The organism is Kitasatospora sp. NPDC101176 (genome assembly GCF_044768035.1).
GTDB lineage: Bacteria > Actinomycetota > Actinomycetes > Streptomycetales > Streptomycetaceae > Kitasatospora.
In genome coordinates this window covers 23,428-44,729 of sequence record NZ_JBIWPA010000046.1, presented here as the reverse complement: position 1 = coordinate 44,729, position 21,302 = coordinate 23,428, and the positions used below count along the sequence as shown (strand labels likewise).

The 21,302-nt window shown below is 75.7% G+C and carries 22 protein-coding genes and 1 riboswitch; of the genes, 7 read left to right on the top strand and 15 right to left on the bottom strand.

Translation table 11 applies throughout. The annotated features are described in order from the left end of the window. Positions 1 to 8: 8 nt before the first annotated feature. On the bottom strand, positions 9 to 1,442 hold the full coding sequence (locus ACIRS1_RS36755) for a PLP-dependent aminotransferase family protein (RefSeq protein ID WP_402846856.1): 1,434 nt from the start codon (positions 1,440 to 1,442) through the stop codon (positions 9 to 11). A 68-nt stretch (positions 1,443 to 1,510) separates the two neighbouring features. Continuing rightward, positions 1,511 to 1,975, bottom strand: a complete 465-nt coding sequence (locus ACIRS1_RS36750) for a carboxymuconolactone decarboxylase family protein (protein WP_360218507.1) — start codon at positions 1,973 to 1,975, stop codon at positions 1,511 to 1,513. A 65-nt stretch (positions 1,976 to 2,040) separates the two neighbouring features. Between ACIRS1_RS36750 and sigJ the strand changes: the two genes are divergently transcribed. The 3 genes from sigJ (at position 2,041) to ACIRS1_RS36735 (ending at position 4,581) form a co-directional block, all read left to right on the top strand. Further along, positions 2,041 to 2,925: an RNA polymerase sigma factor SigJ gene (gene sigJ / locus ACIRS1_RS36745; protein WP_360218510.1), complete on the top strand. Its 885-nt coding sequence runs from the start codon at positions 2,041 to 2,043 to the stop codon at positions 2,923 to 2,925. A gap of 111 nt (positions 2,926 to 3,036) precedes the next feature. Next, on the top strand, positions 3,037 to 3,825 hold the full coding sequence (locus ACIRS1_RS36740; protein ID WP_402846854.1) for an alpha/beta fold hydrolase: 789 nt from the start codon (positions 3,037 to 3,039) through the stop codon (positions 3,823 to 3,825). A gap of 69 nt (positions 3,826 to 3,894) precedes the next feature. Further along, complete coding sequence (locus tag ACIRS1_RS36735) at positions 3,895 to 4,581, top strand: alpha/beta fold hydrolase (RefSeq protein ID WP_396318093.1); 687 nt, start codon at positions 3,895 to 3,897, stop codon at positions 4,579 to 4,581. A gap of 37 nt (positions 4,582 to 4,618) precedes the next feature. Here ACIRS1_RS36735 and ACIRS1_RS36730 read toward each other — a convergent pair whose 3' ends face one another. Both ACIRS1_RS36730 and ACIRS1_RS36725 read right to left on the bottom strand, forming a co-directional pair. Continuing rightward, positions 4,619 to 5,539: an undecaprenyl-diphosphate phosphatase gene (locus ACIRS1_RS36730; protein ID WP_360218519.1), complete on the bottom strand. Its 921-nt coding sequence runs from the start codon at positions 5,537 to 5,539 to the stop codon at positions 4,619 to 4,621. 203 nt (positions 5,540 to 5,742) lie between these two features. Next, the gene (locus ACIRS1_RS36725; protein WP_402846852.1) at positions 5,743 to 6,546 is read right to left on the bottom strand and encodes an NRDE family protein; all 804 of its coding nucleotides are present in this window, start codon (positions 6,544 to 6,546) and stop codon (positions 5,743 to 5,745) included. Positions 6,547 to 6,740: 194 nt separating this feature from the next. Between ACIRS1_RS36725 and ACIRS1_RS36720 the strand changes: the two genes are divergently transcribed. Both ACIRS1_RS36720 and ACIRS1_RS36715 read left to right on the top strand, forming a co-directional pair. Then, on the top strand, positions 6,741 to 7,223 hold the full coding sequence (locus tag ACIRS1_RS36720) for a carboxymuconolactone decarboxylase family protein (protein ID WP_402846850.1): 483 nt from the start codon (positions 6,741 to 6,743) through the stop codon (positions 7,221 to 7,223). After that, positions 7,220 to 8,065, top strand: coding sequence for an isocitrate lyase/phosphoenolpyruvate mutase family protein (locus tag ACIRS1_RS36715; protein ID WP_402846848.1), 846 nt, complete (start codon positions 7,220 to 7,222; stop codon positions 8,063 to 8,065). The genes ACIRS1_RS36720 and ACIRS1_RS36715 overlap by 4 nt, the downstream gene beginning before the upstream one ends. A gap of 102 nt (positions 8,066 to 8,167) precedes the next feature. On the opposite strand, the gene ACIRS1_RS36710 is transcribed toward ACIRS1_RS36715, so the two are convergent. From ACIRS1_RS36710 to ACIRS1_RS36665, 10 genes are all read right to left on the bottom strand, one after another. Continuing rightward, positions 8,168 to 8,425 (bottom strand): hypothetical protein, encoded by a 258-nt coding sequence (locus ACIRS1_RS36710; protein WP_360218528.1) that lies wholly within the window; start codon positions 8,423 to 8,425, stop codon positions 8,168 to 8,170. Positions 8,426 to 8,467: 42 nt separating this feature from the next. Beyond that, positions 8,468 to 9,697 (bottom strand): cytochrome P450, encoded by a 1,230-nt coding sequence (locus ACIRS1_RS36705; RefSeq protein ID WP_402846846.1) that lies wholly within the window; start codon positions 9,695 to 9,697, stop codon positions 8,468 to 8,470. A 1,300-nt stretch (positions 9,698 to 10,997) separates the two neighbouring features. Then, entirely contained in the window at positions 10,998 to 11,660 is a 663-nt protein-coding gene (locus ACIRS1_RS36700; protein WP_402846844.1) for a GTP-binding protein, read from the bottom strand. Further along, positions 11,638 to 11,985: a DUF742 domain-containing protein gene (locus tag ACIRS1_RS36695; RefSeq protein ID WP_360218534.1), complete on the bottom strand. Its 348-nt coding sequence runs from the start codon at positions 11,983 to 11,985 to the stop codon at positions 11,638 to 11,640. Before ACIRS1_RS36695 ends, ACIRS1_RS36700 begins: the two co-directional genes overlap by 23 nt. Then, positions 11,982 to 12,395 carry a roadblock/LC7 domain-containing protein gene (locus tag ACIRS1_RS36690; RefSeq protein WP_360218537.1) on the bottom strand — a complete coding sequence of 138 codons (414 nt, stop codon included), beginning with the start codon at positions 12,393 to 12,395 and terminating at the stop codon, positions 11,982 to 11,984. The genes ACIRS1_RS36695 and ACIRS1_RS36690 overlap by 4 nt, the downstream gene beginning before the upstream one ends. Next, on the bottom strand, positions 12,379 to 13,647 hold the full coding sequence (locus tag ACIRS1_RS36685; protein WP_360218611.1) for a sensor histidine kinase: 1,269 nt from the start codon (positions 13,645 to 13,647) through the stop codon (positions 12,379 to 12,381). Before ACIRS1_RS36685 ends, ACIRS1_RS36690 begins: the two co-directional genes overlap by 17 nt. A 232-nt stretch (positions 13,648 to 13,879) precedes the next feature. After that, positions 13,880 to 16,186 (bottom strand): SpoIIE family protein phosphatase, encoded by a 2,307-nt coding sequence (locus tag ACIRS1_RS36680; RefSeq protein ID WP_402846841.1) that lies wholly within the window; start codon positions 16,184 to 16,186, stop codon positions 13,880 to 13,882. A 205-nt stretch (positions 16,187 to 16,391) separates the two neighbouring features. Next, the gene (locus ACIRS1_RS36675; protein ID WP_387907548.1) at positions 16,392 to 16,961 is read right to left on the bottom strand and encodes a TetR/AcrR family transcriptional regulator; all 570 of its coding nucleotides are present in this window, start codon (positions 16,959 to 16,961) and stop codon (positions 16,392 to 16,394) included. 107 nt (positions 16,962 to 17,068) lie between these two features. Beyond that, positions 17,069 to 17,896, bottom strand: a complete 828-nt coding sequence (locus ACIRS1_RS36670; protein ID WP_402846838.1) for an alpha/beta fold hydrolase — start codon at positions 17,894 to 17,896, stop codon at positions 17,069 to 17,071. Between the two features lie 124 nt (positions 17,897 to 18,020). Beyond that, positions 18,021 to 18,311 carry a YiaA/YiaB family inner membrane protein gene (locus ACIRS1_RS36665; protein WP_360218549.1) on the bottom strand — a complete coding sequence of 97 codons (291 nt, stop codon included), beginning with the start codon at positions 18,309 to 18,311 and terminating at the stop codon, positions 18,021 to 18,023. A gap of 245 nt (positions 18,312 to 18,556) precedes the next feature. Then, a riboswitch (cyclic di-AMP (ydaO/yuaA leader) is annotated at positions 18,557 to 18,715 on the top strand. Between the two features lie 12 nt (positions 18,716 to 18,727). On the opposite strand from ACIRS1_RS36665, the gene ACIRS1_RS36660 reads away from it, so the two are divergent. After that, the gene (locus ACIRS1_RS36660) at positions 18,728 to 19,561 is read left to right on the top strand and encodes a M23 family metallopeptidase (RefSeq protein WP_402846836.1); all 834 of its coding nucleotides are present in this window, start codon (positions 18,728 to 18,730) and stop codon (positions 19,559 to 19,561) included. Positions 19,562 to 19,700: 139 nt separating this feature from the next. Here the strand turns inward: ACIRS1_RS36660 and ACIRS1_RS36655 are convergent, their stop codons facing one another. Next, positions 19,701 to 20,573: a hypothetical protein gene (locus ACIRS1_RS36655; protein ID WP_402846834.1), complete on the bottom strand. Its 873-nt coding sequence runs from the start codon at positions 20,571 to 20,573 to the stop codon at positions 19,701 to 19,703. A 42-nt stretch (positions 20,574 to 20,615) separates the two neighbouring features. On the opposite strand from ACIRS1_RS36655, the gene ACIRS1_RS36650 reads away from it, so the two are divergent. Beyond that, on the top strand, positions 20,616 to 21,188 hold the full coding sequence (locus tag ACIRS1_RS36650) for a GNAT family N-acetyltransferase (RefSeq protein WP_402846832.1): 573 nt from the start codon (positions 20,616 to 20,618) through the stop codon (positions 21,186 to 21,188). Positions 21,189 to 21,302 lie beyond the last annotated feature (114 nt).

Genomic DNA, 21,302 nt, shown 5'->3' with positions numbered 1-21,302 from the left:
GGCCGGGCTCACCGCTCGCGGAGCAGCTCGCAGAGCGCGGCCAGCGCCGCCGGGTAGGCGTGCTCGGGCGGGGCCGCGTAGCCGATCACCAGGGCCGGCGCGGCGCCCTCGCCGACGGCCCGGTCGGCGAGGTGCCAGGACAGCGTCCCCAGGGCCAGCCCGGCGGCCTCGGCCCGGGCCCGCAGCTCCGCCTCGGACGGCGAACCCGGCGGCAGCTCCAGGACGGCGTGCAGTCCGGCGGCGATGCCGGTGACCCGCACCCGCGGGGCGTGCTCGGCCAGGGCGGCGACCAGCTGGTCCCGCCGCCGCCGGTAGTGCAGCCGGCAGCGCCGCACGTGCCGGTCGTACGTCCCGGAGGTGATCAGCTCGGCGAGGGTCAGCTGGTCGAGCACCGGGGACATCGTGTCGGCCAGCGCCTTCAGCCGGGCCACCGGCTCGACCAGCGCGTCCGGCAGGGCGAGCCAGGCCAGCCGCAGGCCCGGCGCGAGGCTCTTGGCGGCCGTGCCCGCGTACACCACCCGCTCCGGGTCGAGCGCCTGCATCGCGCCGACCGGCTGCCGGTCGTAGCGGAACTCGCCGTCGTAGTCGTCCTCGACGACGTACCGGTCCTGCTCGCGCGCCCAGCGGACGGCGGCGGCCCGGCGGTCGGCGGCCAGCGCCGAGCCGGTCGGGTACTGGTGCGCGGGGGTGAGCAGCACGGCGCCGCACCGGGAGCCGAGCCCGTCGAGCCGTTCGACCCGGGCGCCGGCCCCGTCCAGCGGCAGTGCGACGGTGCCCAGCCCGGCGGCCCGTAGGACGGCGTGCTGCGGGGGCAGGCCGTACCCCTCGACCGCGATGCCGCGGGCACCGCGCTCCCGCAGGGCCGCGCCGAGCAGGCCCAGGCCCTGGGTGACGCCCGTGCAGATCAGCAGGTGGTCGGGGTCGGTGCGGACCCCGCGGACCCGGGCCAGGTAGTCGCAGAGCGCCTGCCGCAGCTCGATCCGGCCGAGCGGCCCGCCGTAGCCGAAGGCGTCGTGCGGTGCGGTGGCCAGGGCCCGGCGGGCCGCGGCGAGCCAGGCGGTGCGGGGGAACAGCGAGAGGTCGGGCCGGCCCGCCGACAGGTCGTGCCGGACGCTCCGGCCCCGCGCCGCCGGCCGGGTGCTCCGCCGCCCGGGGCGCGGTGCGGCGCGCCGGGCGACGGTGGTGCCGGACCCCTGCCGGGACGTGAGCCAGCCCTCCGCGGTGAGCTGTCCGTACGCCTCGACGACGGTGTTCCGGGCGATCCCGAGGTCCTCGCCGAGGGCCCGCGAGGACGGCAGCCGGGTGCCCGGTCCGAGGCGCCCGTCCTGGACGGCCTCGCGCAGGGCGTCCTCCAGGGCGACCCGCAACCCGGCACCGGCGGCCCGCCGCTCGGTGAGGTCCAGGTGCAGGTCGCCGCCGAAGGAGGTCCAGGAGCTGCTCATGGGGGCCGTTCTGTCCGGGGCGGTCGCGGTCCGTCCCGATTATCGCGCGGCGGCCCCGCGGCCCCGGGTCAGCTCCAGGTGGCGCCGGCCGGCTCCTCGATGGTGGTGTTGATGCGGTTGAAGAAGTTGGTCAGCGCGATCATCAGGATGATCGCGGAGAGCTGCTCCTCGTCGAAGTGGTCGGCGGCGGCGTCCCAGACGTCCTGCGGGACGGCCCGGCCCGAGCGGTCGGCGATCCGGGTGGCCGACTCGGTGAGTTCCAGGGCGGCGCGCTCCTCGTCGGAGAAGAACGGCGCCTCCCGCCACGCGGCGACCGCGTGCAGCCGCTCGTCGGTCTCGCCGTGCTGCTTGGCGCCGGTGACGCCGGCGAACACGCAGGCGCTGCAGCCGTTGATCTGACTGGCCCGCAGGTGCACCAGCTCCAGCACCTTCGGGGAGACGCCCCCCTGGTACATCGCCTTGTAGATGGTCTGGATGCCGGTCATGGCCTCGGGCAGTACCATGGCGGGGTTCTTCATCCGAGCGGTGGTCATCGTCTGCTCCTCGTCGGTTAGCGTCCGTCACAGGACCGACGGATCCCGACGCGAGGATGTGACAGATGGGCGAGGAAATTCTTCTGGCCGAGCGGTTCGAGGCGGAGCGGCCCCAACTCCGCTCCGTGGCCTACCGGATGCTGGGGTCGGTGGCCGAGGCGGAGGACGCCGTGCAGGAGGCCTGGCTGAAGATGAGCCGCACCGACGTGACGGGGGTGCGCAACCTCGGCGCCTGGCTCACCACCGTCGTCGGCCGGGTCTGTCTGGACCAGTTGCGCTCGCGCACCTCCCGTCGCGAGGACCCGCTGCCCGAGCAGGACGGACAGGTCCGGCTGCCGGACCCGGTGGTCAGCGGGCTGTCCACGCTGGACCCGGTGAACGAGATCCTGGTGGCGGACTCGGTCGGCATAGCGCTGATGGTCGTGCTGGAGACGCTCGCCCCGGCCGAGCGGCTGGCCTTCGTCCTGCACGACATGTTCGACGTGCCCTTCGACGAGATCGCGCCGGTCCTCGGCCGGACCGGCGCCTCCACCCGGCAGCTGGCCAGCCGCGCCCGCCGCCGCGTCCAGGGCGCCACCCCGGCCGCCGACGCCGACACGGCGCGCAAGCGCGAGGTGGTGGACGCCTTCCTGACCGCCTCCCGCGGCGGGGACTTCGAGGCGCTGCTCGCGGTGCTCGACCCGGAGGTGGTGGCCCGCTCCGACGGCGGCACGCTGGTGCCGAGCGTGCTGCGGCGCGGTGCGGCCGAGGTCGCCGCCCAGGCGATCACCTTCGCCCGCTTCGCGGCCGACGGCCGTCCGGTCCTGGTCAACGGCTCGCCCGGGGTGGTCTCCTTCGCCGGGGGCCGGGCGCTGTCGGTCATGTCGTTCACCATCCACGACGGCCGGATCACCGCGCTGGACATCCTCACCGACCCGACCCGGCTGGCCGCCCTCGGCCTCACCGGCTGACGGCCGGGCCGTCCGGCCCCGGCGCGACCGACACACTCCGATCGGAGCACTGTCCCCGCCGGGGCCGGACCCCGGGCCCAGACTCTGCCGCATGAACGAGAACGTTGCCGCATGAACGGGAACTGGGACGTCCGGGAGGCCGGTCCGGCCGACGCCCGGCACCGGGTGGTGCTGATCCCCGGCGGGATGTGCTCCGCGGTCTGGTACGAGGACGTGCTGGCCGACCCGTCGCTCGCCGCGGCCGGGATCCGGCTGACGGCCGTCACCCAGCCCGGCTTCGGGGGGACGGCCGCACCCGCGGACGTGTCGATGGACAACTACGCCCGGCTGATGGCCGGTTTCGCCGCCGAGCGCGGCTGCGACGTGCTGGTGGGCCACAGCCTGGGGGCCAACGTCGCCCTGGAGGCGGCCGCGGCCGGCCTGTTCGCCGGGCCGCTGGTGTTGCTCTCGCCGACCTTCTCCCGGCGGGACGAGGCGAGGTTCCTGGCCGTCATGGACCAGGTGGGGCACGTGCCCGGGCTCGGCGCGGCGGCCTGGGCCGCCCTGGTCAGGACGCTGCCCCGGACGATGCGCGGCAGCCTGCCGCCGCACCGGGCCGACGCTCTGACGGCCGACCTCGGTCTGACCGAGGCGGGCTCCGCCCGGCGGATCGTCCGGGCCTACTACGAGTACTTGGACCGGCACGGCTCCCTCGTCGACCGGCTCTGCGGCACCGGCCTGCCGGCCTGGGTGGTCCGCGGCGACCACGACGAGATCGGCCTCCAGCCGGTCGAGCGCGCGGCCCTGGAGGCCTGCCCGCGGGTGACGACGGTGACCGTCCCGGACGCCGGCCACGCCGTGCTGGTCGAGCAGCCGGCCGCCGTCGCCGAGGTGGTGCTGGCCGCGGTCGCGAGCCTCTGACCCGGTCCGCCCCGGGCGGGCGGCGGGATCCGCCGGCCCCTGTCGCACCCACCCGCTACCGTGCCGCGCATGGCGAACTATGTACTCGTGGCCGGGGCGTGGCTCGGCGCGTGGGTGTGGGACGAGGTCGGCGCGGAGCTGCGGGCGGCGGGGCACGGGGTGCACCCGGTGACGCTGTCCGGGCTGGCGGAGCGGCGCGGGGAGCCGGCCGGGCAGCAGACGCACGTGGCGGACGTGGTGTCCGCGGTGGAGCGGCTCGACCTGCGGGACGTCGTGCTGGTCGGGCACAGCTACTCGGGCATCCCGGTGGGGCAGGCCGCGGAGCGGATCGGCGACCGGCTGGCCGGGGTGGTCTTCGTGGACGCCAACGTGCCGGTGGACGGCGAGTCCTTCGCCGACCAGGGCGCGGAGCCGGCCGCGCTGGTGGCGGCGATCGCCGCGAACGGCGGGTTCTGGGCGCCGATGCCGGCGGCGGAGTTCGCCGAGCAGGGGCTGACGACGGAGCAGATCGACCGGATCGTCGCCGGCGCGACCCCGCACCCGGGCTCCTCGCTGACCGAACCGGCCGTGCTGGAACGGCCGTTGGCCGCGCTGCCCGCCACCTACGTGAAGTGCCTGCTGGACTGGCCGGAGCCGCCGCCCGTGGTGGTGGAGCTGGTCGCGGGCGGCGGCTGGCGGCTGGTGGAGCTGGACACCGGGCACTGGCCGATGGTCTCGCAGCCGGTCGAACTCGCCCGCGTCCTGGCCCGGGTGTGAGCGCGGCGCGGGGCGATCGCAGCCCGGGGCGATCGGCTCAGAGGGACAGGTAGACCGCGCTGCCGACGCCGGCGACGAAGCAGTAGACGGCGAACGGCGTCAGGCTGCGGGTCTCGAAGTACTTGGTGAGGAAGCGCACCGAGACGTAACCGGCGACGAAGGCGGCGACGCTGCCGGCGACGACCGGGCCGAGGACGCCGGAGTTCTCCGGCTTGAACAGCTCGGGCACCTTCAGCACGGACGCGGCCAGGATGACGGGGGTGGCGAGCAGGAAGGAGAACCGGGCGGCGTCCTCGTGGTGCAGTCCGCGCAGGATGCCGGCGCTCATGGTGACGCCGGAGCGGCTGATGCCGGGGAAGAGCGCGAGGATCTGGGCGGCGCCGATCCAGGCGCCCTGGCCGTAGCCGAGCCGGGCCAGCCGGTGGTCGGAGGCGATCGCCGGGTCCAGCCCCGGCTCCTCGACGGGCGGGGCGGCGCGCCCGGCCCGCCGGCGGCCGGTGCCGCCGCGCTTGAGCCGCTCGGCGCCGAGCAGGACGAGCCCGTTGAGGGCGAGGAAGACCGCGGCCGGGACGGGCTTGCCGAGCGCGTGCCGCAGCGCCTTCTCCAGGGCGAGGCCGGCCACCCCGACCGGGATGGTGGAGACGATCAGCAGCCAGGCGAGCTTCTCGTCCCGGTCGGAGACCTTGCGGCGGCGGACCGAGCTGAGGAACCCGCTGATCACCCGGACCCAGTCCCTGCGGAAGAACACCACCAGGGCGAGCGCGGTGGCCAGGTGCAGTCCGACCAGCACGGCGAGGTAGGAGGAGCCCTCGGCGGTCATGTCGAGGTCCTGCTGGATCCTCCCGCCGATGAGGGCGGGCAGCAGGATGCTGTGGCCCAGGCTGGAGACCGGGAAGAGTTCCGTCACTCCCTGCAGCAGGCCGACGCCTATCGCTTCGGGGTAGGTCAGGGTGGACATCGCGCACCTTCGCTCGGGGGTCTGATCCGGGGGAGCCCCGCGAAGCTACTACGGGCATGTAGACGCCCGGCAGGGCCGCCGACAGAAGTTCACCGAGCGGACGTCTGCGCGACACCGCGGGCCGGAGCGGGCGCTCGGGTGCTGCTCGGGTCGGGCGCTGCTCGGGTCGGGCGCCGTCGGGGACCGGCGCGCAGGGAGGGCGCTCAGGACCCGCCGTGCCGGTCCGGGCCGGGCGCCACCCGGCGCCACGCGCCGCCCCCGGCGGGCACCGGCGCGGGGGCGAAGTCGTAGCGCAGCCGGTCGGCCCCGAGGGCGAGCAGGGAGATCGAGGAGGATCCCCAGATCCGGCCGTCGCCGAAGTCCCGCCGCTGGATCAGCGCGGCGTCGTCGTCCAGCGGCAGCCCGTCGCCGGTGACGATCGGCAGCCACGCTCCCCAGGCCCGCTCGACGGGGCCGTCGCCGTGCGGCTCCGGTCGGGGCGCGGCCTCGAGGCGGGCCCGGAAGTGCTCGGCGCGGGCGGCCATCAGCGCGCGGATCCGCTCGGAGGCGGTCCGGTTCGCTGCCAGGCCCTCCAGCCCGTCGTTGAGCACCACGCTGAGGCCGGGCGGCAGTTCGCGCTCCTCCAGTCGGCCGCCGCCCCAGCTGGTGACCCGGGCGCCGTCCGGCCGGGCGACGACGAGGTGGAAGGGGTCGTGGGGGGTGAGGTCGAGGTGGCCGATGCCGCCCTCCTGGACGGCGGTGAGGGCCAGAACGCCGCGGGAGCGCCGGGTGCCGGCCGGGGCGGCCGGGCCGAAGCCGTTCAACAGGCAGGCGGCGACGCGCCGTTCGGGGTCGGCGGCCAGCCAGGTCCCGCCGGCCGCGAGGTCCAGACCGCCGAGCAGGCCGGGCCGGTCCGGCCAGTGGTGGTCCGGCGGCAGCCAGGCCCGCCCGAGGTACTCGTCCCGGACGGAGAGGAGCAGCACCGGCACCGCCGCCCCGGGCTCGATGCTGACGAACGCCGTGCACACGATCCTGGCCCCCTGACCTCGTCCTACCGGCGATCCTCGCACGCCCGTTCGCGTACCGGAACGCCGGAACCCCGCTCCGCCGCGGGCCGTCCGTGGCAGACTCGGCGGGGCCGGCCAGCGGGCCGAAGTGGCCCAAGGATCCGCAGCCCGAATGCACCAGGGAAACGGGCCACCGGCTCCCTAGGCTGGCTGTCATGACGACCACCGACACCCCGTCCGACGCCTACGTCCCGGCTCCCGCCCCGCGCCTCTCCCTGCCGACCCTGGCCCCCGAGTTCTACCGGGCCATGGCCGCCGTGGACCGCGCCTCCCGGCAGGGTCTGGAGCCGGTGCTCGCCGAGCTGGTCAAGGTGCACGCCTCGATGCTCAACGGCTGCGCCTTCTGCATCGACATGCACTCCACCGACGCCGTGAAGAACGGCGAGCGCGACCACCGCCTGCTCTCCCTCCCGGCCTGGCGCGAGACCCCCTGGTTCACCGCCCGGGAGCGCGCCGCGCTGGCCCTCACCGAGTCGGTCACCATGCTGGTCCCGGGCCACGTGCCGGACGAGGTGTACGACGAGGCCGCCGCGCAGTTCGACGAGACCGAGCTGGCCCAGCTGATCGCGCTGATCGCCACCATCAACGCCTGGAACCGGATCGGCGTGGCCACCCGCCTCAGCCCGGCCGCGAAGTGAGGACCGCGCACGTGACCGCCGTGGACGCGAAGGACCGGCAGGAGAAGGCCCGGCTGCTCCGGGAACTGCACCGCCCCGGCGACCCGCTGGTGCTGGCCAACGCCTGGGACGCGGCGAGCGCCCGGCTGGTGGCCGCCGCCGGGGCCCGCGCGGTGGCGACGGCCAGTGCGGGCGTCTGCTGGTCGCTGGGCAGCCCGGACGGCGGCGGCGCCGACCGGGACGAGGTGCTGGCGCGGACCGCCCAGGTGGTCCGCGCGGTCGGCCTGCCGGTCACCGCCGACCTGGAGGCCGGCTACGCGGAGACGGCCGCCGGGGTCGGCGGGAGCGTCACCGCCCTGCTGGCGACCGGCGCGGTCGGGGTGAACCTGGAGGACGAGGAGCGCACCGCCGAGGACGCCGCCGAGCGGATCGCCGCCGCCCGGGCGGCCGCCGACGCGGCGGGCGTCCCGGCCTTCGTCAACGCGCGCACCGACGTCTTCCTGCGCGGCCTGGGCGCACCGGAGGGCCGGCTGGACGAGGCGGTGCGCCGGCTGCGGGCGTACGTCGCGGCGGGCGCGGACGGCGTCTTCGTGCCCGGCGTGGCCGACCGGGCCACCATCGCGGCCCTGGTCGCGGCGGTGCCCGCCCCGCTGAACGTGCTGGCCGGACCGGGCTCCCCGTCGGTCGCCGAACTGGCGGAGCTCGGCGTGGCCCGGATCAGCCTCGGCCCCGGTCTGTTCAAGGCGGCGTACGCGGCGGTCCGCCGGGCCGCCGAGGAGGTCTACGGGACGGGCACCTACGCCGCGCTCGACGGGGGCCTGACCTACCCGGAACTCAACGAGCTCTCCAGGCAGCGCCCGTAGTACGGGGCCGGTCCGGCGGGATCCCGCCGGACCGGCCACGGCGGCACCCCGCGGGCGGCGGGCCGGCCGGGCGGACGGGGGCGTCCGGCCGGCCCGGCGGCGTCAGCCGATCTGCCCGCTGAGGCCCGGGTGGCTCATCTGGTTGGTGCCGACCGCCTCCACCTCCTGGGCGGTGTGCCCGACCACCGGCAGCTTGCCGGCGGCGTGGATGGCGAGGTCGGCCGGGGAGAGGTTGAGGCCGTCGGTGAGGCCCCCGGTGGCGTCCGGGGAGCTCGCGGTCTGGGTGGTGGCGGACGCCGCCGGTGCGGCGAGCGCGAGGCCCGCCATGGTGAGGGCGGCCAGGGTGGCGAGTTTCTTCATGCACTGCCGAACGACCCGGGCCGCCTCAGGTAACCGGGCGGCTCAGACCGTCACCCTCAGGGTCCGCACGCTGTTGCTGACGAACGAGGTGATCGGCTCCGGTTCGGCGCCCTCGGCCAGGGTCAGCCCGGGGAACCGCCCGAACAGGTGCCGCAGCGCGGTCTCCGCCTCCAGCCGGGCCAGCCCGGAGCCGAGGCAGAAGTGCGGGCCGTGGCCGAGCGAGAGGTGGCGGTTGGGCTGCCGGGTGAGGTCGAAGCGGTCGGCGTCCGGGTGGTGCCCGGCGTCCCGGCCGGCCGCCGCGTAGGAGGCGAGCAGCGCCTCGCCGCGCCGGATCACCACGTCCCCGACCTCGATGTCCTCGGTCGCGTAGCGCAGCGGGAACTGGCCGACCGGCGAGTCGTAGCGCAGCGTCTCCTCGACCACCGCCGACCAGGGCTGCTCGCCGTCGAGCACCAGGCGCAGCTGGTCGGGGTGGGCGAGCAGCGCCCGGACGGCGTTGGTGATCAGGTTGAGCGTGGTCTCGTGCCCGGCGACCAGCATCAGCAGCAGGGTGCCGACCAGTTCGGCCTCGCTGAGCCGGTCCCCGCTCTCGCGGGCGGCTATCAGGTCGGTGGTCAGGTCGTCGCCGGGCTCGGCCCGCTTGGCCGCCACCACCGCGCCCAGCAGCGCGAACAGGCCCTGCTGCGCGGCGATCGCGGCCTCCGGGGTGGCCGAGCTGGAGACCAGCGTGTCGGACAGCTCGTGCAGCGCGTCCTGCTGCTCCAGCGCCAGGCCGAGCAGTTCGCCGATCACCTGCATCGGCAGCGGGTAGGCGAAATGCTCGCGCAGGTCGAACGGGCCGTCCAGTTCGGCGACGGCGTCGAGCAGGGCGACGGTGCGGGCCTCGATCGCGGGTGCCAGGTCGGCGATCCGGCGCGGGGTGAAGGCCTGGCTGACCAGGCCGCGCAGACGGCGGTGGTCCTCGCCGTCGGCGGTGACCATGCCGGGCACGGTGACGAAGTTGAGCAGCGGCCAGCCCGGCGGCAGCCGTCCCTCCCGGAAGGTCGTCCAGAGCTGGGCGTTCTTGCCCACCCGGGGGTCGGCGAGCAGCGCCTGCAGGGTGTCGTGGTGGGTTATCGCCCAGACCACCACCCCGCCAGGGAGCTCCACCAGGACCGCGGGGCCGGCCGCCCGGAGCCGGGCGTTCTCGGCGTGCTGGTCGCGTCCGAAGGGGTCGAGCCGGACGGGCTCGGCTCCGCGGCCGGGTGTGGTGCCGTCGACGGTGGTGTCCATGCGGGCCTCTCGGGGGCTGGCGGGCGGGGCGGGGTGAAGGCGCTGTAGAGCACCGGCAGGCCGAGCAGGGCCCGGGACCACGGGGACGGGCGCCAGGCCAGGTCGGCGGGCGGGACGGCGAGCTGGAGGTCCGGCAGGCGGTGCAGCAGGGTCTCGACGGTGGTCTCGACGATGATCCGGGCGGGGTGCTGGGCCGGGCAGACGTGCCGGCCGGCGCCCCAGGCGAGGTGCGCCCGGTTGCCGCCGAGCGAGCCCTGCGCGGCGGAGGCGAGGCCCTGGGCGGCCGGGTCGGCGTTGGCCGCGGCCAGGCCGAGCACCAGCATGTCGCCGGCGCTGATGTACTGGCCGCCGAGGACGGTGTCCCCGGTGGCCCAGCGGCCGGGGAAGTTCTGCGTCGGCGGGTCGCGCCAGAGCACCTCCTCCAGCGCGTCGGAGACGGTGAGCCGCCCGCCGGTGAGGGTGGCCCGGAAGCGGCGGTCGGTGAGCAGCAGCCGCAGCGTGTTGCCGGTCCAGTTGATGGAGGTCTCGTTGCCCGCGACCATCATCACCACCAGGTGGTGCACGGCCTCCTCGTCGGTCAGCGCGGCCGGGTGGGCGAGCAGCCAGGAGGTCAGGTCGGCGCTGGGGGCGCTGCGGCGGCGGCGGACCAGGTCGACCAGGATCGCCTGGAACTCGGCGCTGGCGCGCACCGACTCGGGGCCGCTGTCCACGAAGTGGCTGATCAGCTCGACCAGTCGGGGCCCGGCCTCGCGCGGCAGGCCGACCAGCTGGGTGAAGACCAGCAGCGGCAGCGGGCGGGCGTACTGGGAGATCAGGTCGGCGGTGCCGTCCGGGCCCCAGCTGTCGATGAGGTCGTTGGCGCAGGCCTCGGTGGTCTCGCGCAGCTTCCGGTGGTCGATCTGGGCGAGGGTGTCCGAGACCGCGGCGCGCAGCCGCTGGTGCTCGGCGCCGTCCAGGTTGAGCAGGGTGGGGCGCCAGGAGGTCATCGGCAGCAGTCGGGAGTCGGCGGCCAGCCGGCCCTCGGCGGGCACCCGCCAGCGGCGCGAGTCCTTGGAGAACAGCGCCTCGTTCCGGGTGAGTTCGAGCAGCTCGGGGTAGCCGAGGACGAGCCAGGCCTCGACGCCGGGCTCCAGCTCGATGGGGGCGACGGGGCCGTGGCGCCGGCGCAGCCGGTCGTAGAGGCCGTGCGGGTCCTCGGCGACGGCGGGGCCGTACAGCGGGGTCAGCGGGACGCCGGCGGGCAGGCCGCCGCCGTGCGCGACCGGGCAGCCGGGGGAGGCGGTGCCGGGATCGGGGGCGGTCATCCCTGCAGCTCCAGGATCGAGCTGCGGTGCAGGTGGTCGACGAAGTCGATCAGCAGGTCGTAGGACTGCCGCCGGTCGCGGGCGTCGCAGTACAGGATCGGGACCTCCGGCAGCAGGTCGAGCGCCGAGCGCAGCTCGACCTCGGGGTAACTCGGGGTGTCCGGGAAGGTGTTGACCGCGACGGCGAAGGGGATGCGCTGCTCCTCGAGGCGGCCGAGCACGTCGAAGCTCTCGTCGGGGCGGCGCAGGTCGACCATCGCGACGGCGCCGAGCGCGCCGCGCGACAGGTCGTCCCAGAGGGGCCAGAACCGCTGCTGTCCGGGCGTGCCGAACAGGTACAGCGCGAGCCGCGGGTTGAGCGTGATCCGGCCGAAGTCCAGCGCGACCGTGGTGGTGGTCTTGCCGGCGCGCCCGGTGAGGTCGTCCACGCCGCTGCTGGCGGCGGTCATGGTCTCCTCGGTGCGCAGCGGGGTGATCTCGCTGAGCGACCCGACCAGCGTGGTCTTGCCGACCCCGAACGGGCCGGTGACCAGGATCTTGACCGCGCCCTGGACGGAGGGCGGCAGGTACCGCGGCCCGCCGGACCGGCCGTCGGTGGAGCCGTGGGCCCCGGTCGTCCCGGGGGCGGCCCCGGCTTCAGCGGAGTTGGCGGAGGCCAACGAGCACCTCTTCCAGGAGGGTTGCGGGCAGGCGTTCGGCCTGCGGGACGGGCGGGAGCACCTGCACGGCGCCGAGGTCCCAGAGGTCGCCGACCAGGACCTTGACGACGCCGAGCGGCAGCCCCAGGTGGGCCGCCACCTCGGCGATGGACAGCAGGCTGTGGCAGAGCGCCAGGATGCGCCGGTGCTCCCGGTTGAGCAGTGCGTGCTCGGGGAGCTCCGGCGGGTCGGCTAACGCGCTGACCAGGCTCTCGACGGCCAGCTCGGCCCGGGTGGGCCGGCTGCGGCCGCCGGTGATGACGTAGGGCCGGACCGGCCCGCTCACCGGTGCCCCCCCGCCGCGTGGTCGACGCGCGGCGGGCTGGTGAGGTGGCTGCCGATCCGCTCGACCAGGACCTGCATCTGGTACGCGACCAGGCCGGCGTCCACGGCCTCGCCGGTCACCACGGCCAGGTGCGCCCCGGCACCGGCGGCGACGATGAACAGGTAGCCGCCGCCGTACTCGATGATGATCTGCCGGGTGGCGCTGGCCGGCCCGCCGAACCCGACGGCCACGCCGCGGGCCAGCGACTGCAGCCCGGAGCAGGCGGCGGCGAGCCGTTCGGCGTCCTCCCGCGCGATGTTCGTGCTGCGCCCGATCTCCAGGCCGTCGTTGGAGACGACGACGGCGTGCTGGACCTGCGGGACGTTGACGATGTCGGCGAGCAGCCAGCCGAGGTCAGGGGTGGTGGTCATGGAACTCTCCGGAGCGCTGGGGAAGTCGGGGGGAGGCGGGCAGGGAAGGGTCGGGCTGGGCCTGGGCGCGGGCGGCCGATCGGCCGCTGGCGGTGCCGGCCTGGAACATCGCCATGAACGCCTGCGCGTCCCGGGCCGAGCGGTGCGGCGGGGCGGGCGGGGGCGGGGGAGAGGCGTGCTGGGCGGGGCGGGCGGCGCGGTCGCGCCGGTGGCTCCGGCGGGGCAGCGGCGGCGGGGTGTCCGCGGCTGCGGGGGGTCGGCCGGCCGGCGGCGCCTCCACCAGGGGGTGGTCGGCGGGGTGGCCGGCCGGGCGGGGGTCGGCGGTGAACGCCCGGTCGTCCGGTCCGAGGCCGGGGACGGTGGGCGGCAGCGGTTCGGTGAGCAGGGCGTTCGGCAGCAGTACGACGACCCGGACGCCGCCGTACGGGGACGGCGCCGAGCTGAGGGTGACCCGGAAGCCGTACTGCTCGGCGAGGCGGCCGACGGCGGCGAGGCCCAGCTGCGGCACCTCGCCCAGCCGGGAGACCTCCAGGGTGCTGCCGCCGGCCAGGGCGTCGGCGGCCTTGGCGACGGCCTGCTCCGGCATGCCGACGCCGCCGTCGTCGATCTCGATGACGGCGCCGTTGTGCACCGGCATCAGGGTGACGAACACCTGGGTGCTGGGCGGGGAGTAGCGGGTGGCGTTGTCCAGCAGCTCGGCGACGGCGTGGATCAGGGCCTCGGCGGCGGCGCCGACGACGGCGGTCTCGATACGGCTGCGGACGACCACCCGCTGGAACGGCAGGATCCGCGACTGGGCGCCGCGCACGACGTCCTCCAGGGAGACCGGTTCGGGCCAGTGGCGGCCGGCCCGGGCCCCGCACAGGACGGCCAGGGTCTGGGCGAGCCTGGCCTGTTGGGCCGCGGCGTGGTCCGCCTTGAGCAGGCCCTCCAGCAGTGCCGGGTCGTCGTGGGTGCGTTCCATCTCGTCGAGCAGGGCCTGCTGGTCGTGGGCCATGACGAGGATGCGGCGGGCCACGCTGAGGAAGGCCCGCTGGGTGGAGGCGGTGTGCTCCTGCTCCTGCTGGACGGCGGCCAGGTCGGCTCCGCGCCGGGAGAGTTCGGTGCCGAGTTCCTCCCGGAGCCGGGCGAGGTCGCGCCGCAGCCGGTCGGCGCGGCGGCGGTGGGTGACGGACACGGCGCGGTACCGCGCGGCGGCCACGAGGGCGAGGACGGCGAGCACGCCGGTTGCCGTTGCGCACCACTGAGTCATCGTCACGCGGCGAATTCTAGGGTGATGATCCTACGAAGGTGTGAACGGATCTCGCCAAGTGACCGGATCTCGTCAATATCCAGTCAATACGGCGTCAAACCGGCGTCGTTCGGACGCGATCGGGGCGCCCGGGGGCGATCAGTCCCGCTGGGGTGCTCGTGGGGCCGGGCCCGGAGCGGGTCGCGAATGGCCGAGTCGCGTCCGGTGATGTGGGGGGAACGTGTGCACGGTGTTACGGAAGGGGCGACGTCCGGTGCAGGAGCAGCAGGGCCACGTCGTCCGGCCGGGACCGCCGCTCGGTCACGTTCAGGGTCAGCAGGTCCGCCAGCCGTTCGAGCGCGGGCGCCGCGCCGATCCGGTCCGGGCCGGTCCGGCGGGCCCACAGTTCCAGCCCGCCGAGCATCCGCTGCACCGACTCGTCGTAGTCCTCCTCGCGGTCCTCGACCAGTCCGTCGGTGTAGGCCAGCAGCGTCTCGCCGACCGCCAGCCGGCCGACCGTGAGCGGGTACGGCTGCCCCGGGTCCACGCCCAGCGGCGGCCCGCCCGGCACGTCCAGCTCGACGGCCCGGGCGTCCGCGACCCGGACCGGCGGCGGGTGCCCGGCCCGGGCGGCGGTCAGCGCCCCGTCGGCCGGGTCCAGGGTCAGGTAGAGGCAGGTCGCGAACAGGTCGGTGTCCAGCTCGGCCAGCAGCCGGCTGGTCCGGGCCAGTGTGGCGGCCGGGTCGTGCCCGTCCGTCGCGTACGCGCGCAGACCGCTGCGCAGCTGGCCCATCACCGCCGTCGCCTCGGCGTTGTGGCCCTGGACGTCGCCGATCACCAGCCCGATCCGCCCGTCCGGCAGCCGGAGCAGGTCGTACCAGTCGCCGCCGATCTGCATGCCCTCGGTGCTCGGCAGGTAGCGGGCGGCACTGGCGATCCCGGGCAGCCGGGGCAGCGTGCGCGGGAGCATCGCGCGCTGCAGCTCGGTGGCCCGGTGGTGGTGGGTGTCGTACAGCCGGGCCCGCTCCAGGGACTGCGCCAGGATCCCGGCGAAGGCCGAGTACAGGGTGCGGTCCTCCCGGCTGAAGGCGCGCTCGGTGGCGAAGGTGATCAGGCAGGAGCCCACCTGCCGCCCGGAGGCGATCAGCGGCAGCACCGCCCAGGCGGCCGGGGTCAGCGGGCCGCGCTGGCCGCGGGCCGCGCCGGGTTCGCTGAACAGCGGGGCGGAGCGGGTCAGCGCGTGCTGCATCACGCCCTCGGAGAGGTCCGCGAGCCGGGTCAGTTCGGTGCGGCGCGGGCCCCCGTACACGGTGTGCGAGACGGGCAGCAGCCGGCCCTCGTCCACCAGGTCCAGCACGATGCTGGCGGCGCCGAAGGCCGGTCGGGCGACGTCGGTGACGGTGGTGGTGACGTCCCGGACGGTCACCGCCCGGGACAGGGCGCGGGTGAGTGCCAGCAGCAGGGCGGTCCGGGCGGTGGCCGGGGCGTCGCGGCGGGCCGTGTCGGGCGCGGCGCCGGCGGGGGCGGTGGGCGAGCCGGGGCCGGCGGGAGCACCCGCGGGCTCCTCCGGGCGCTCCCGCCCGGGCCTGCGGCCGTGCTCGCGGTCGGCGAACAGCCCGGCGATCCGGACGGGGCGGCCGTGGACGTCCAGCATCACCTCGCCGGTCTCCTCGATGCTGGCCGCCCGGCCGCCCCCGCGCAGCACCCGGTACGCGATCCGGTACCGCCCGCCGGTGGCGAGTGCCTCGGCGACCGCCGCCTGGACGTCCGGCAGGTCCTCGGGGTGGACGATCCGGTCCAGTTCCGGGGCGGCGCCGTCCGGGGCGGCCGGCTGGCCGGTGATCCGGAACGCCTCGGCGTCCCAGTAGCTCTCCCCGGTGACGAGGTCGCGCTCGAAGGCGCCGTGCCCGGCGGCCCGGACGGCCAGTGACAGCATCGGGTGGGCCAGGCCGGCGGGCCGGCCGGAGTCCTCGGGGGCCGGCGCGGGGCCCTGCGGGCGCCGGGCGTCCGCGTGGTCGAGCAGGTGGGACAGCCGGTGGGCGCAGGCGTCGCCGATGGTCTCCAGGACGTCCAGGTCGCGGCGGGGGACGGTGCCCCGGTGGGCCAGCGCCAGGGCGAGCACGCCGACCGGCCGCTCGTCGACGATCATCGGCAGGGTGATCACGGCGACCATCCCGGTACCCATGCCGGCGTTCCGGTTCGGGTAGTCGACGCTGGTGTGCTCGGGGGTGAGCAGGTAGGGGCGGCGCAGCCGCAGCGCCATCGCGGCGGGGAGGTCGCCGGCCGGGTCGACGGTGCTGTACCGCTCGTGGGCCCAGTCCGGCAGGCCGTGCGAGGCCGTCAGCCGGAGCATTCCGGCCGGGTCCAGCAGGTAGAGCGCGGAACCCTCGCCGGTGATCCAGCCGGGGCCCTCGGCGAGGACGGTGCCGAGCAGCTCGGCGGCGGTGGTGCAGGAGAGCAGTAAGCGCACGCAGCGCATGGCGCTGCGGCCGCCCGGACTGCTGGGCTGCGTCCGGCTGTCGTCCTCGGACGGGGGGAGCCACGGCGAGGTCAGGTCCATCGGATACCCGGCCTTTCCGTTCCGAGGAGGGTGGTGGGTGCCCTTTGGGTGCCCTTTGGGTGCCCGGAGGGGCACTTAATTCTTAATACCTTATTTCTCAAGTGGGTGCTGAAGCGGGTGAACGGCGTCCCCGCAGCCCCACCGGCACCGGTGCTCCCGCCCTCCCCGCCGCGGGCCCTGGCCGGTCGGCTCCCCGGCGGCGGGCTCAGGCCGAGGGCCAGGAGCGCAGGCCGGTGGTGAGGGTGCTGATCAGCCGGTCGTGGGTGGTGGTGAGGTCTTCGGCGAGCTGGAAGGCGCCGGCGATGGAGAGCGAGGCGAAGCCGTGGGCGACGGAGCGGACGGTGCGCGCCGCGTGGATCACCTCCGGGCCGTCGAGGCCGTACTCCCGGAGGACGGCGATGATCACGCCCACCAGCCGGGCCGCCGCGCGGGAGAGGTCGTCGTCGGGCTGCGGGGCCTGGGGCAGCGCGGCGTAGCGGTGCGGGTGCTCGGCGGCGTACGCGTGGTAGGCGCGCAGGACGGCGGCGACGGCGTCGTCCCCGCTGCGGCCGACGGCGGCCTCGGCCAGCCGGTCCGCGAGCTCCTCGGTGACCCGGACGGCGAGCAGCCGGCGCAGCTCGGCGAGCCCGCCGCTGACGTGCTTGTAGAGCGAGGGGGTGGCGACCCCGGCCCGGGCCGCGACGGCGGCCAGGGTGAGGGCTTCGGGGCCCTGTTCGTCGATGAGGGCGAGGGCGTGGCCGACGACCTGGTCGGGGGTCAGTCCTACTCGGGGCATGGTGCGGTCTCTCCGTGGACGGGGCGGACGGACGGGGCGGGCCCGGGCGGCGCGGGGCGGACCGGGCTCGGGCGAGCGGGCCCGCGGCCGGGGCCGGGCGTCAGGCGTCAGGCGAGCTCGGCGAGGAAGGGCAGCAGGGCGTCGGCGGTGGCCTCCGGGGCGTCGGCCATCGGGTAGTGGCCGGATCCCTCGATCATGACCTTCCGGGCGCCGAGCGCCGCGGTCTGCCGGTCGGCGACGGCCTCCGGGTCGGGGAAGTCGGGGTCCTTGCCGCCCATGACGACGAGCGCGGGGCAGCGGACGGCGGCGGTCCAGCCGATCGGCGCGGAGTCGCCGGAGACGTGTCCGCGGGTGGCCGTCCGGCGGCCCGGGGTGCGCATGGCGGCGACGAGTCCGTCGACGTAGGCGTCGAAGTCGGCGGGCCTGGCCCCGGGGAAGGCGAGCTTGCGGTGGTAGAAGCCCCAGAAGGCCGGCCAGTGGACGATCAGGGCGCCCATCGCGCGGACGACGCCGCGCATGAGGGCGTTGGCCGGGGGGTTCTCGACGAAGGCGTCGATCAGGGCGATCCCGGCGACCCGCTGCGGGGCGTCACCGGCGACCTTGACGACGGTCGCGCCGGTGTAGGAGTTGCCGACGAGCACGGCGCGTTCGATGCCGAGGTGGTTCAGCAGGGCCAGGACGTCGGTGGCGATGGCGGCGGGGGAGTAGTCGTCCCAGACGATCGAGGACTCGCCGAAGCCGCGCAGGTCCATGGTGATGACGCGGTGGCCGGCGGCGGTCAGCAGCGGGTGCAGGTGCCGGTAGGCGGCGCGGGTGTCGAGCATCCCGGGGAGCAGGACGACGGGGGCGCCGTCGCCCTGCCGGGTGTCGTCGTAGGCGATGCGCCCGCCGGGGACGTCGAGGTACTGGGTGCTGGTGGCGCTGGTGGCGTTCATGGTGGGCCTCCTGGGACCGCCGCTGCGGGTTGTCGACGTCTGCCGATAGCCATAAAGCTAAGGCTAATAGCCTTAGCCGTCAAGCCCTCGGCGCCGTCCGCCCCCGGGGTCCCGCGGTGCCCGCTCAGACCCCGTCGACCTTGAACGGGTCGTGCTCGCTGAGGAGTTTCTCCAGTCGGGCCTGGTCCACCCGGGTGACGATCTCGTTGGTCTCCTGCCGGTCCCGGACCACCTTGGCGAGCGTGAAGGACGAGGTGACGGTGTAGAGGAGCCCGATCGCCAGGAAGGCGCGGGTCCAGCCGCCGACCGGCAGGTAGGCGATCCCGACGGCGAGGGCTCCGCCGGACAGCGCGAAGGAGAGCACGGCCTGGATGTAGTACGCGGCCGTGGTGCGGGACTGCATCGGTGCGTTCATGGCGTCAGGATGCGGCGGGGTGATCGGTCCGCACATGAGTAGGCGTACTCAGATGGGGGGTCGTTCGCTGACGTTCGATCACGTCGAGCGGCTCAATGCCGGTCAACGGGGACAAAACCCACCATCACCTACCAGAGTGCCCCGGCCATCTCCGGTCGTCCCGGGCGGACGGCTTGGAATCGGGGCGCCCTAGGATTAACGTTTGATAACGCAGCGCGGTCGTCAACGCCGTACCCAGACGGCACCGTGCGCCGTCGCCTAATCCCGCCGGCCGGCCTCCGGGCAGGCCAGGGAGCCGGGGAACCACGTTCCTTGGGGTGAATCGGCGGGGCCCAGGCCCGGCCGTAGGAGACCTTCCTGCTCCGAACCCGTCAGCTAACCCGGTAGGCGCGAAGGAAGGAAAGGAGCGCGCCTCCGTGGCGTCGACGCACACCCCGGCACACCCGGCCGGCCCCGCAGCCGGTACCCGGCTCCTCGACCACCCCGGCATGGCCGACCTGGAGCACCCCGCCCCGGAAGCCGACGCCAACCGGCACCGGATGCCGCGTCAGACCCGCGGAGCCTCCCCGCTGCTCGGCGTCACCGCCGTCGCGGCCACCCTGGGCGCCACCGGCTTCGCCTCCGCCACCCCGGCCGCCGCGCCCGCCGTCGAGGCCCCCGACGAGACCCCGGTCGCCCTCTCCGCCGACCCCGGGCTCGCGCTCGCCGCCCGGATCCAGCAGCAGGCCGACAGCCAGCGCACCGCCGCCGAGGAGGGCGCCCGCGTCCAGGCCGCCCAGGAGGCCGAGGCCAAGGCCGCCGCCAAGGAGGCCGAGGCCAAGCGGGCCGCCGAGGAGGCCGAGCGGGCCAAGGCCGCCGCCCTCACCCTGCCGGTGAAGGACTACAACCTCTCCGCCCACTACGGCCAGAGCGCCCGCTACTGGGCGCACCTGCACACCGGTCTGGACTTCGCCGCCGACACCGGGACCCCGGTCTTCGCGGTCGGCCAGGGCACCATCACCTCGGCCGGCTGGTCCGGTTCGTACGGCTACCGGATCGTCGAGACCCTGCCCGACGGCACCGAGATCTGGTACTGCCACCTCTCCTCGATCATCAAGGGCTCCGGCAAGGTCACCTCCGGCCAGCAGATCGGCAAGGTCGGCGCCACCGGCAACGTCACCGGCCCCCACCTGCACCTGGAGGTCCGCCCCGGCGGCGGCGCCCCGGTCGACCCGGAGACCTGGCTGGAGCAGCGCGGCCTCACCCCCTGAGCCGATCCTCCCGCCGGCCCCCGCTGAGCCGGCACCCGCCGGCCCCCGCCGGCCCCCGCCGACCGCGGCGGACCCGAACGGACCGGAGCCCCGGCCGCACGCGTGCGGCCGGGGCTCCGGCACGGCGCCCCGCGGGCGGCTACTCCTGCGGCAGCCCCGCCAGGTAGGCGTCGATCTCCTCCTGCCCCGGCTCCGGTGCGAGGTCCGGGAACTCCTCCAGCAGCAGCCGCGCCAGCCCCGGGACGGTCCACGCGCCGCACAGGTCGAGCGCGGCCTGCGCCGCAGCCTCCTCGAACTCCCCGAATTCCCCGGACAGTTCGTCCGGCATCGGCCGGCCCGCGGCGGTCAGCTCCGCCAGGTTGCGGTAGCTGCGCCGCATCAGCCCCTGCTCCAGCAGCCGGCGCGCGCCGTCCGTCGCCATGCCGACTGACAGCACCCGGGCCGGCCCCCAGCCCTGCTCGTCCAGCTCGTCCAGCCAGCCGGTCGGGACCAGCGCGGCGATCGCGGCCAGCCGCTCCTCCTCCGCCAGCTCCCGGAAGCCGTCCAGCCAGGCCCGCACCGCCGCCGGGTCCGCGACGTCCACCTCGTACGCGTGCAGCAGCAGCGCGTACAGCCGGGGCCAGGTCACCAGGTCGGCCCGGCGCAGCAGTCCGGCCGCGACCTCGCCCTGCCACTCGGCCTCGGCGTGCAGCCGCTCCTGCCGCTTGGCGTTCAGCCGCCGGGCCGCCCGCTGGTGGTCCACCAGCAGCTCGACCGCGGCGCCGTACGCCAGCGGGTCCGTCTCCGGCCCGGGCTGGACGTAGAGGTGGAGACGCTCGTAGAGCAGGTGCTCCACCGCGTTCGAGGTCAGCTCGGGCCAGCCGTCGTGCATCCTGCCCCCGCCCAGCTCCAGCAGGGCCAGGACGGCTCGCAGCGGCCCCTCGGCCACCGGGGCGCGGCCCTCCGCCGCCGCCCAGGCGAGCAGGTCGGCGGCCCTGGTGCGCGGGGCGAGCCGCAGGTCTTCGTCGTTCATAGCCCGAACGGTAACCGCTGGCCGGGGGTAGGGTCGCCAGCCATGGTCCCCGTACGACTCACCGGCTCCCGGCTGGCCATCCGCGAGTACCACCACACCCCCGGGGACGTGGACGCGCTGCACGCGCTGTTCGGCGACCCGGAGGTCACCCGGTACCTCCCGTTCGACACCTGGGACCGCGAGACCTGCGCCGACCAGATCGAGCTCTACCTGGAGGAGGCGCTCGCGCGGGAACGGCGGACGTACCAGCTCGCCGTCACCCGGCGCGAGGACGCCGAGGACCCGGCGGACGCCACCCCGATCGCCCACGCCTCCCTGACCCTGGGCACCGGCCGCTGCGCCGAGCTCGGCTACGCGGTCGGCCGCGGGGCCCGCGGACGCGGTCACGCGGGCGAGATCGTCGGCCTGCTCTGCGGGCTGGCCTTCGGCGCCCTCGGCCTGCGCCGCCTCACCGCCCGGGTCGACGTGGACAACCGGGCCTCCGCCGCGGTGCTCACCCGGCTCGGGTTCCGGGCGCAGGGGCCGGTCCGACACGACCCGCCCGGGGGCGGCGTCCGGTCCGGCGCGCACCGGTACGCGCTGACCACCGGGGAGTGGGCCGGCCCGGCCGGGTGACCCGCCCGGCTGAGCGCGCTCCCGGACCGGGGGGTTAACCCCACCCCCGATCCGCCGGGTCCCCGGATCGTTCCGCACCGCCCGCTCGACCAGACTGGCCGGGTCAGCAACCGA

Bases quoted from the DNA above. Each gene is read 5' to 3' on its own strand.
- ACIRS1_RS36755 (WP_402846856.1), bottom strand. From the start codon at position 1,442: ATGAGCAGCTCCTGGACCTCCTTCGGCGGCGACCTGCACCTGGACCTC.
- ACIRS1_RS36750 (WP_360218507.1), bottom strand. From the start codon at position 1,975: ATGACCACCGCTCGGATGAAGAACCCCGCCATGGTACTGCCCGAGGCC.
- sigJ (WP_360218510.1), top strand. From the start codon at position 2,041: ATGGGCGAGGAAATTCTTCTGGCCGAGCGGTTCGAGGCGGAGCGGCCC.
- ACIRS1_RS36740 (WP_402846854.1), top strand. From the start codon at position 3,037: ATGAACGGGAACTGGGACGTCCGGGAGGCCGGTCCGGCCGACGCCCGG.
- ACIRS1_RS36735 (WP_396318093.1), top strand. From the start codon at position 3,895: ATGGCGAACTATGTACTCGTGGCCGGGGCGTGGCTCGGCGCGTGGGTG.
- ACIRS1_RS36730 (WP_360218519.1), bottom strand. From the start codon at position 5,539: ATGTCCACCCTGACCTACCCCGAAGCGATAGGCGTCGGCCTGCTGCAG.
- ACIRS1_RS36720 (WP_402846850.1), top strand. From the start codon at position 6,741: ATGACGACCACCGACACCCCGTCCGACGCCTACGTCCCGGCTCCCGCC.
- ACIRS1_RS36710 (WP_360218528.1), bottom strand. From the start codon at position 8,425: ATGAAGAAACTCGCCACCCTGGCCGCCCTCACCATGGCGGGCCTCGCG.
- ACIRS1_RS36705 (WP_402846846.1), bottom strand. From the start codon at position 9,697: ATGGACACCACCGTCGACGGCACCACACCCGGCCGCGGAGCCGAGCCC.
- ACIRS1_RS36690 (WP_360218537.1), bottom strand. From the start codon at position 12,395: ATGACCACCACCCCTGACCTCGGCTGGCTGCTCGCCGACATCGTCAAC.
- ACIRS1_RS36685 (WP_360218611.1), bottom strand. From the start codon at position 13,647: ATGACTCAGTGGTGCGCAACGGCAACCGGCGTGCTCGCCGTCCTCGCC.
- ACIRS1_RS36680 (WP_402846841.1), bottom strand. From the start codon at position 16,186: ATGGACCTGACCTCGCCGTGGCTCCCCCCGTCCGAGGACGACAGCCGG.
- ACIRS1_RS36675 (WP_387907548.1), bottom strand. From the start codon at position 16,961: ATGCCCCGAGTAGGACTGACCCCCGACCAGGTCGTCGGCCACGCCCTC.
- ACIRS1_RS36670 (WP_402846838.1), bottom strand. From the start codon at position 17,896: ATGAACGCCACCAGCGCCACCAGCACCCAGTACCTCGACGTCCCCGGC.
- ACIRS1_RS36665 (WP_360218549.1), bottom strand. From the start codon at position 18,311: ATGAACGCACCGATGCAGTCCCGCACCACGGCCGCGTACTACATCCAG.
- ACIRS1_RS36655 (WP_402846834.1), bottom strand. From the start codon at position 20,573: ATGAACGACGAAGACCTGCGGCTCGCCCCGCGCACCAGGGCCGCCGAC.
- ACIRS1_RS36650 (WP_402846832.1), top strand. From the start codon at position 20,616: ATGGTCCCCGTACGACTCACCGGCTCCCGGCTGGCCATCCGCGAGTAC.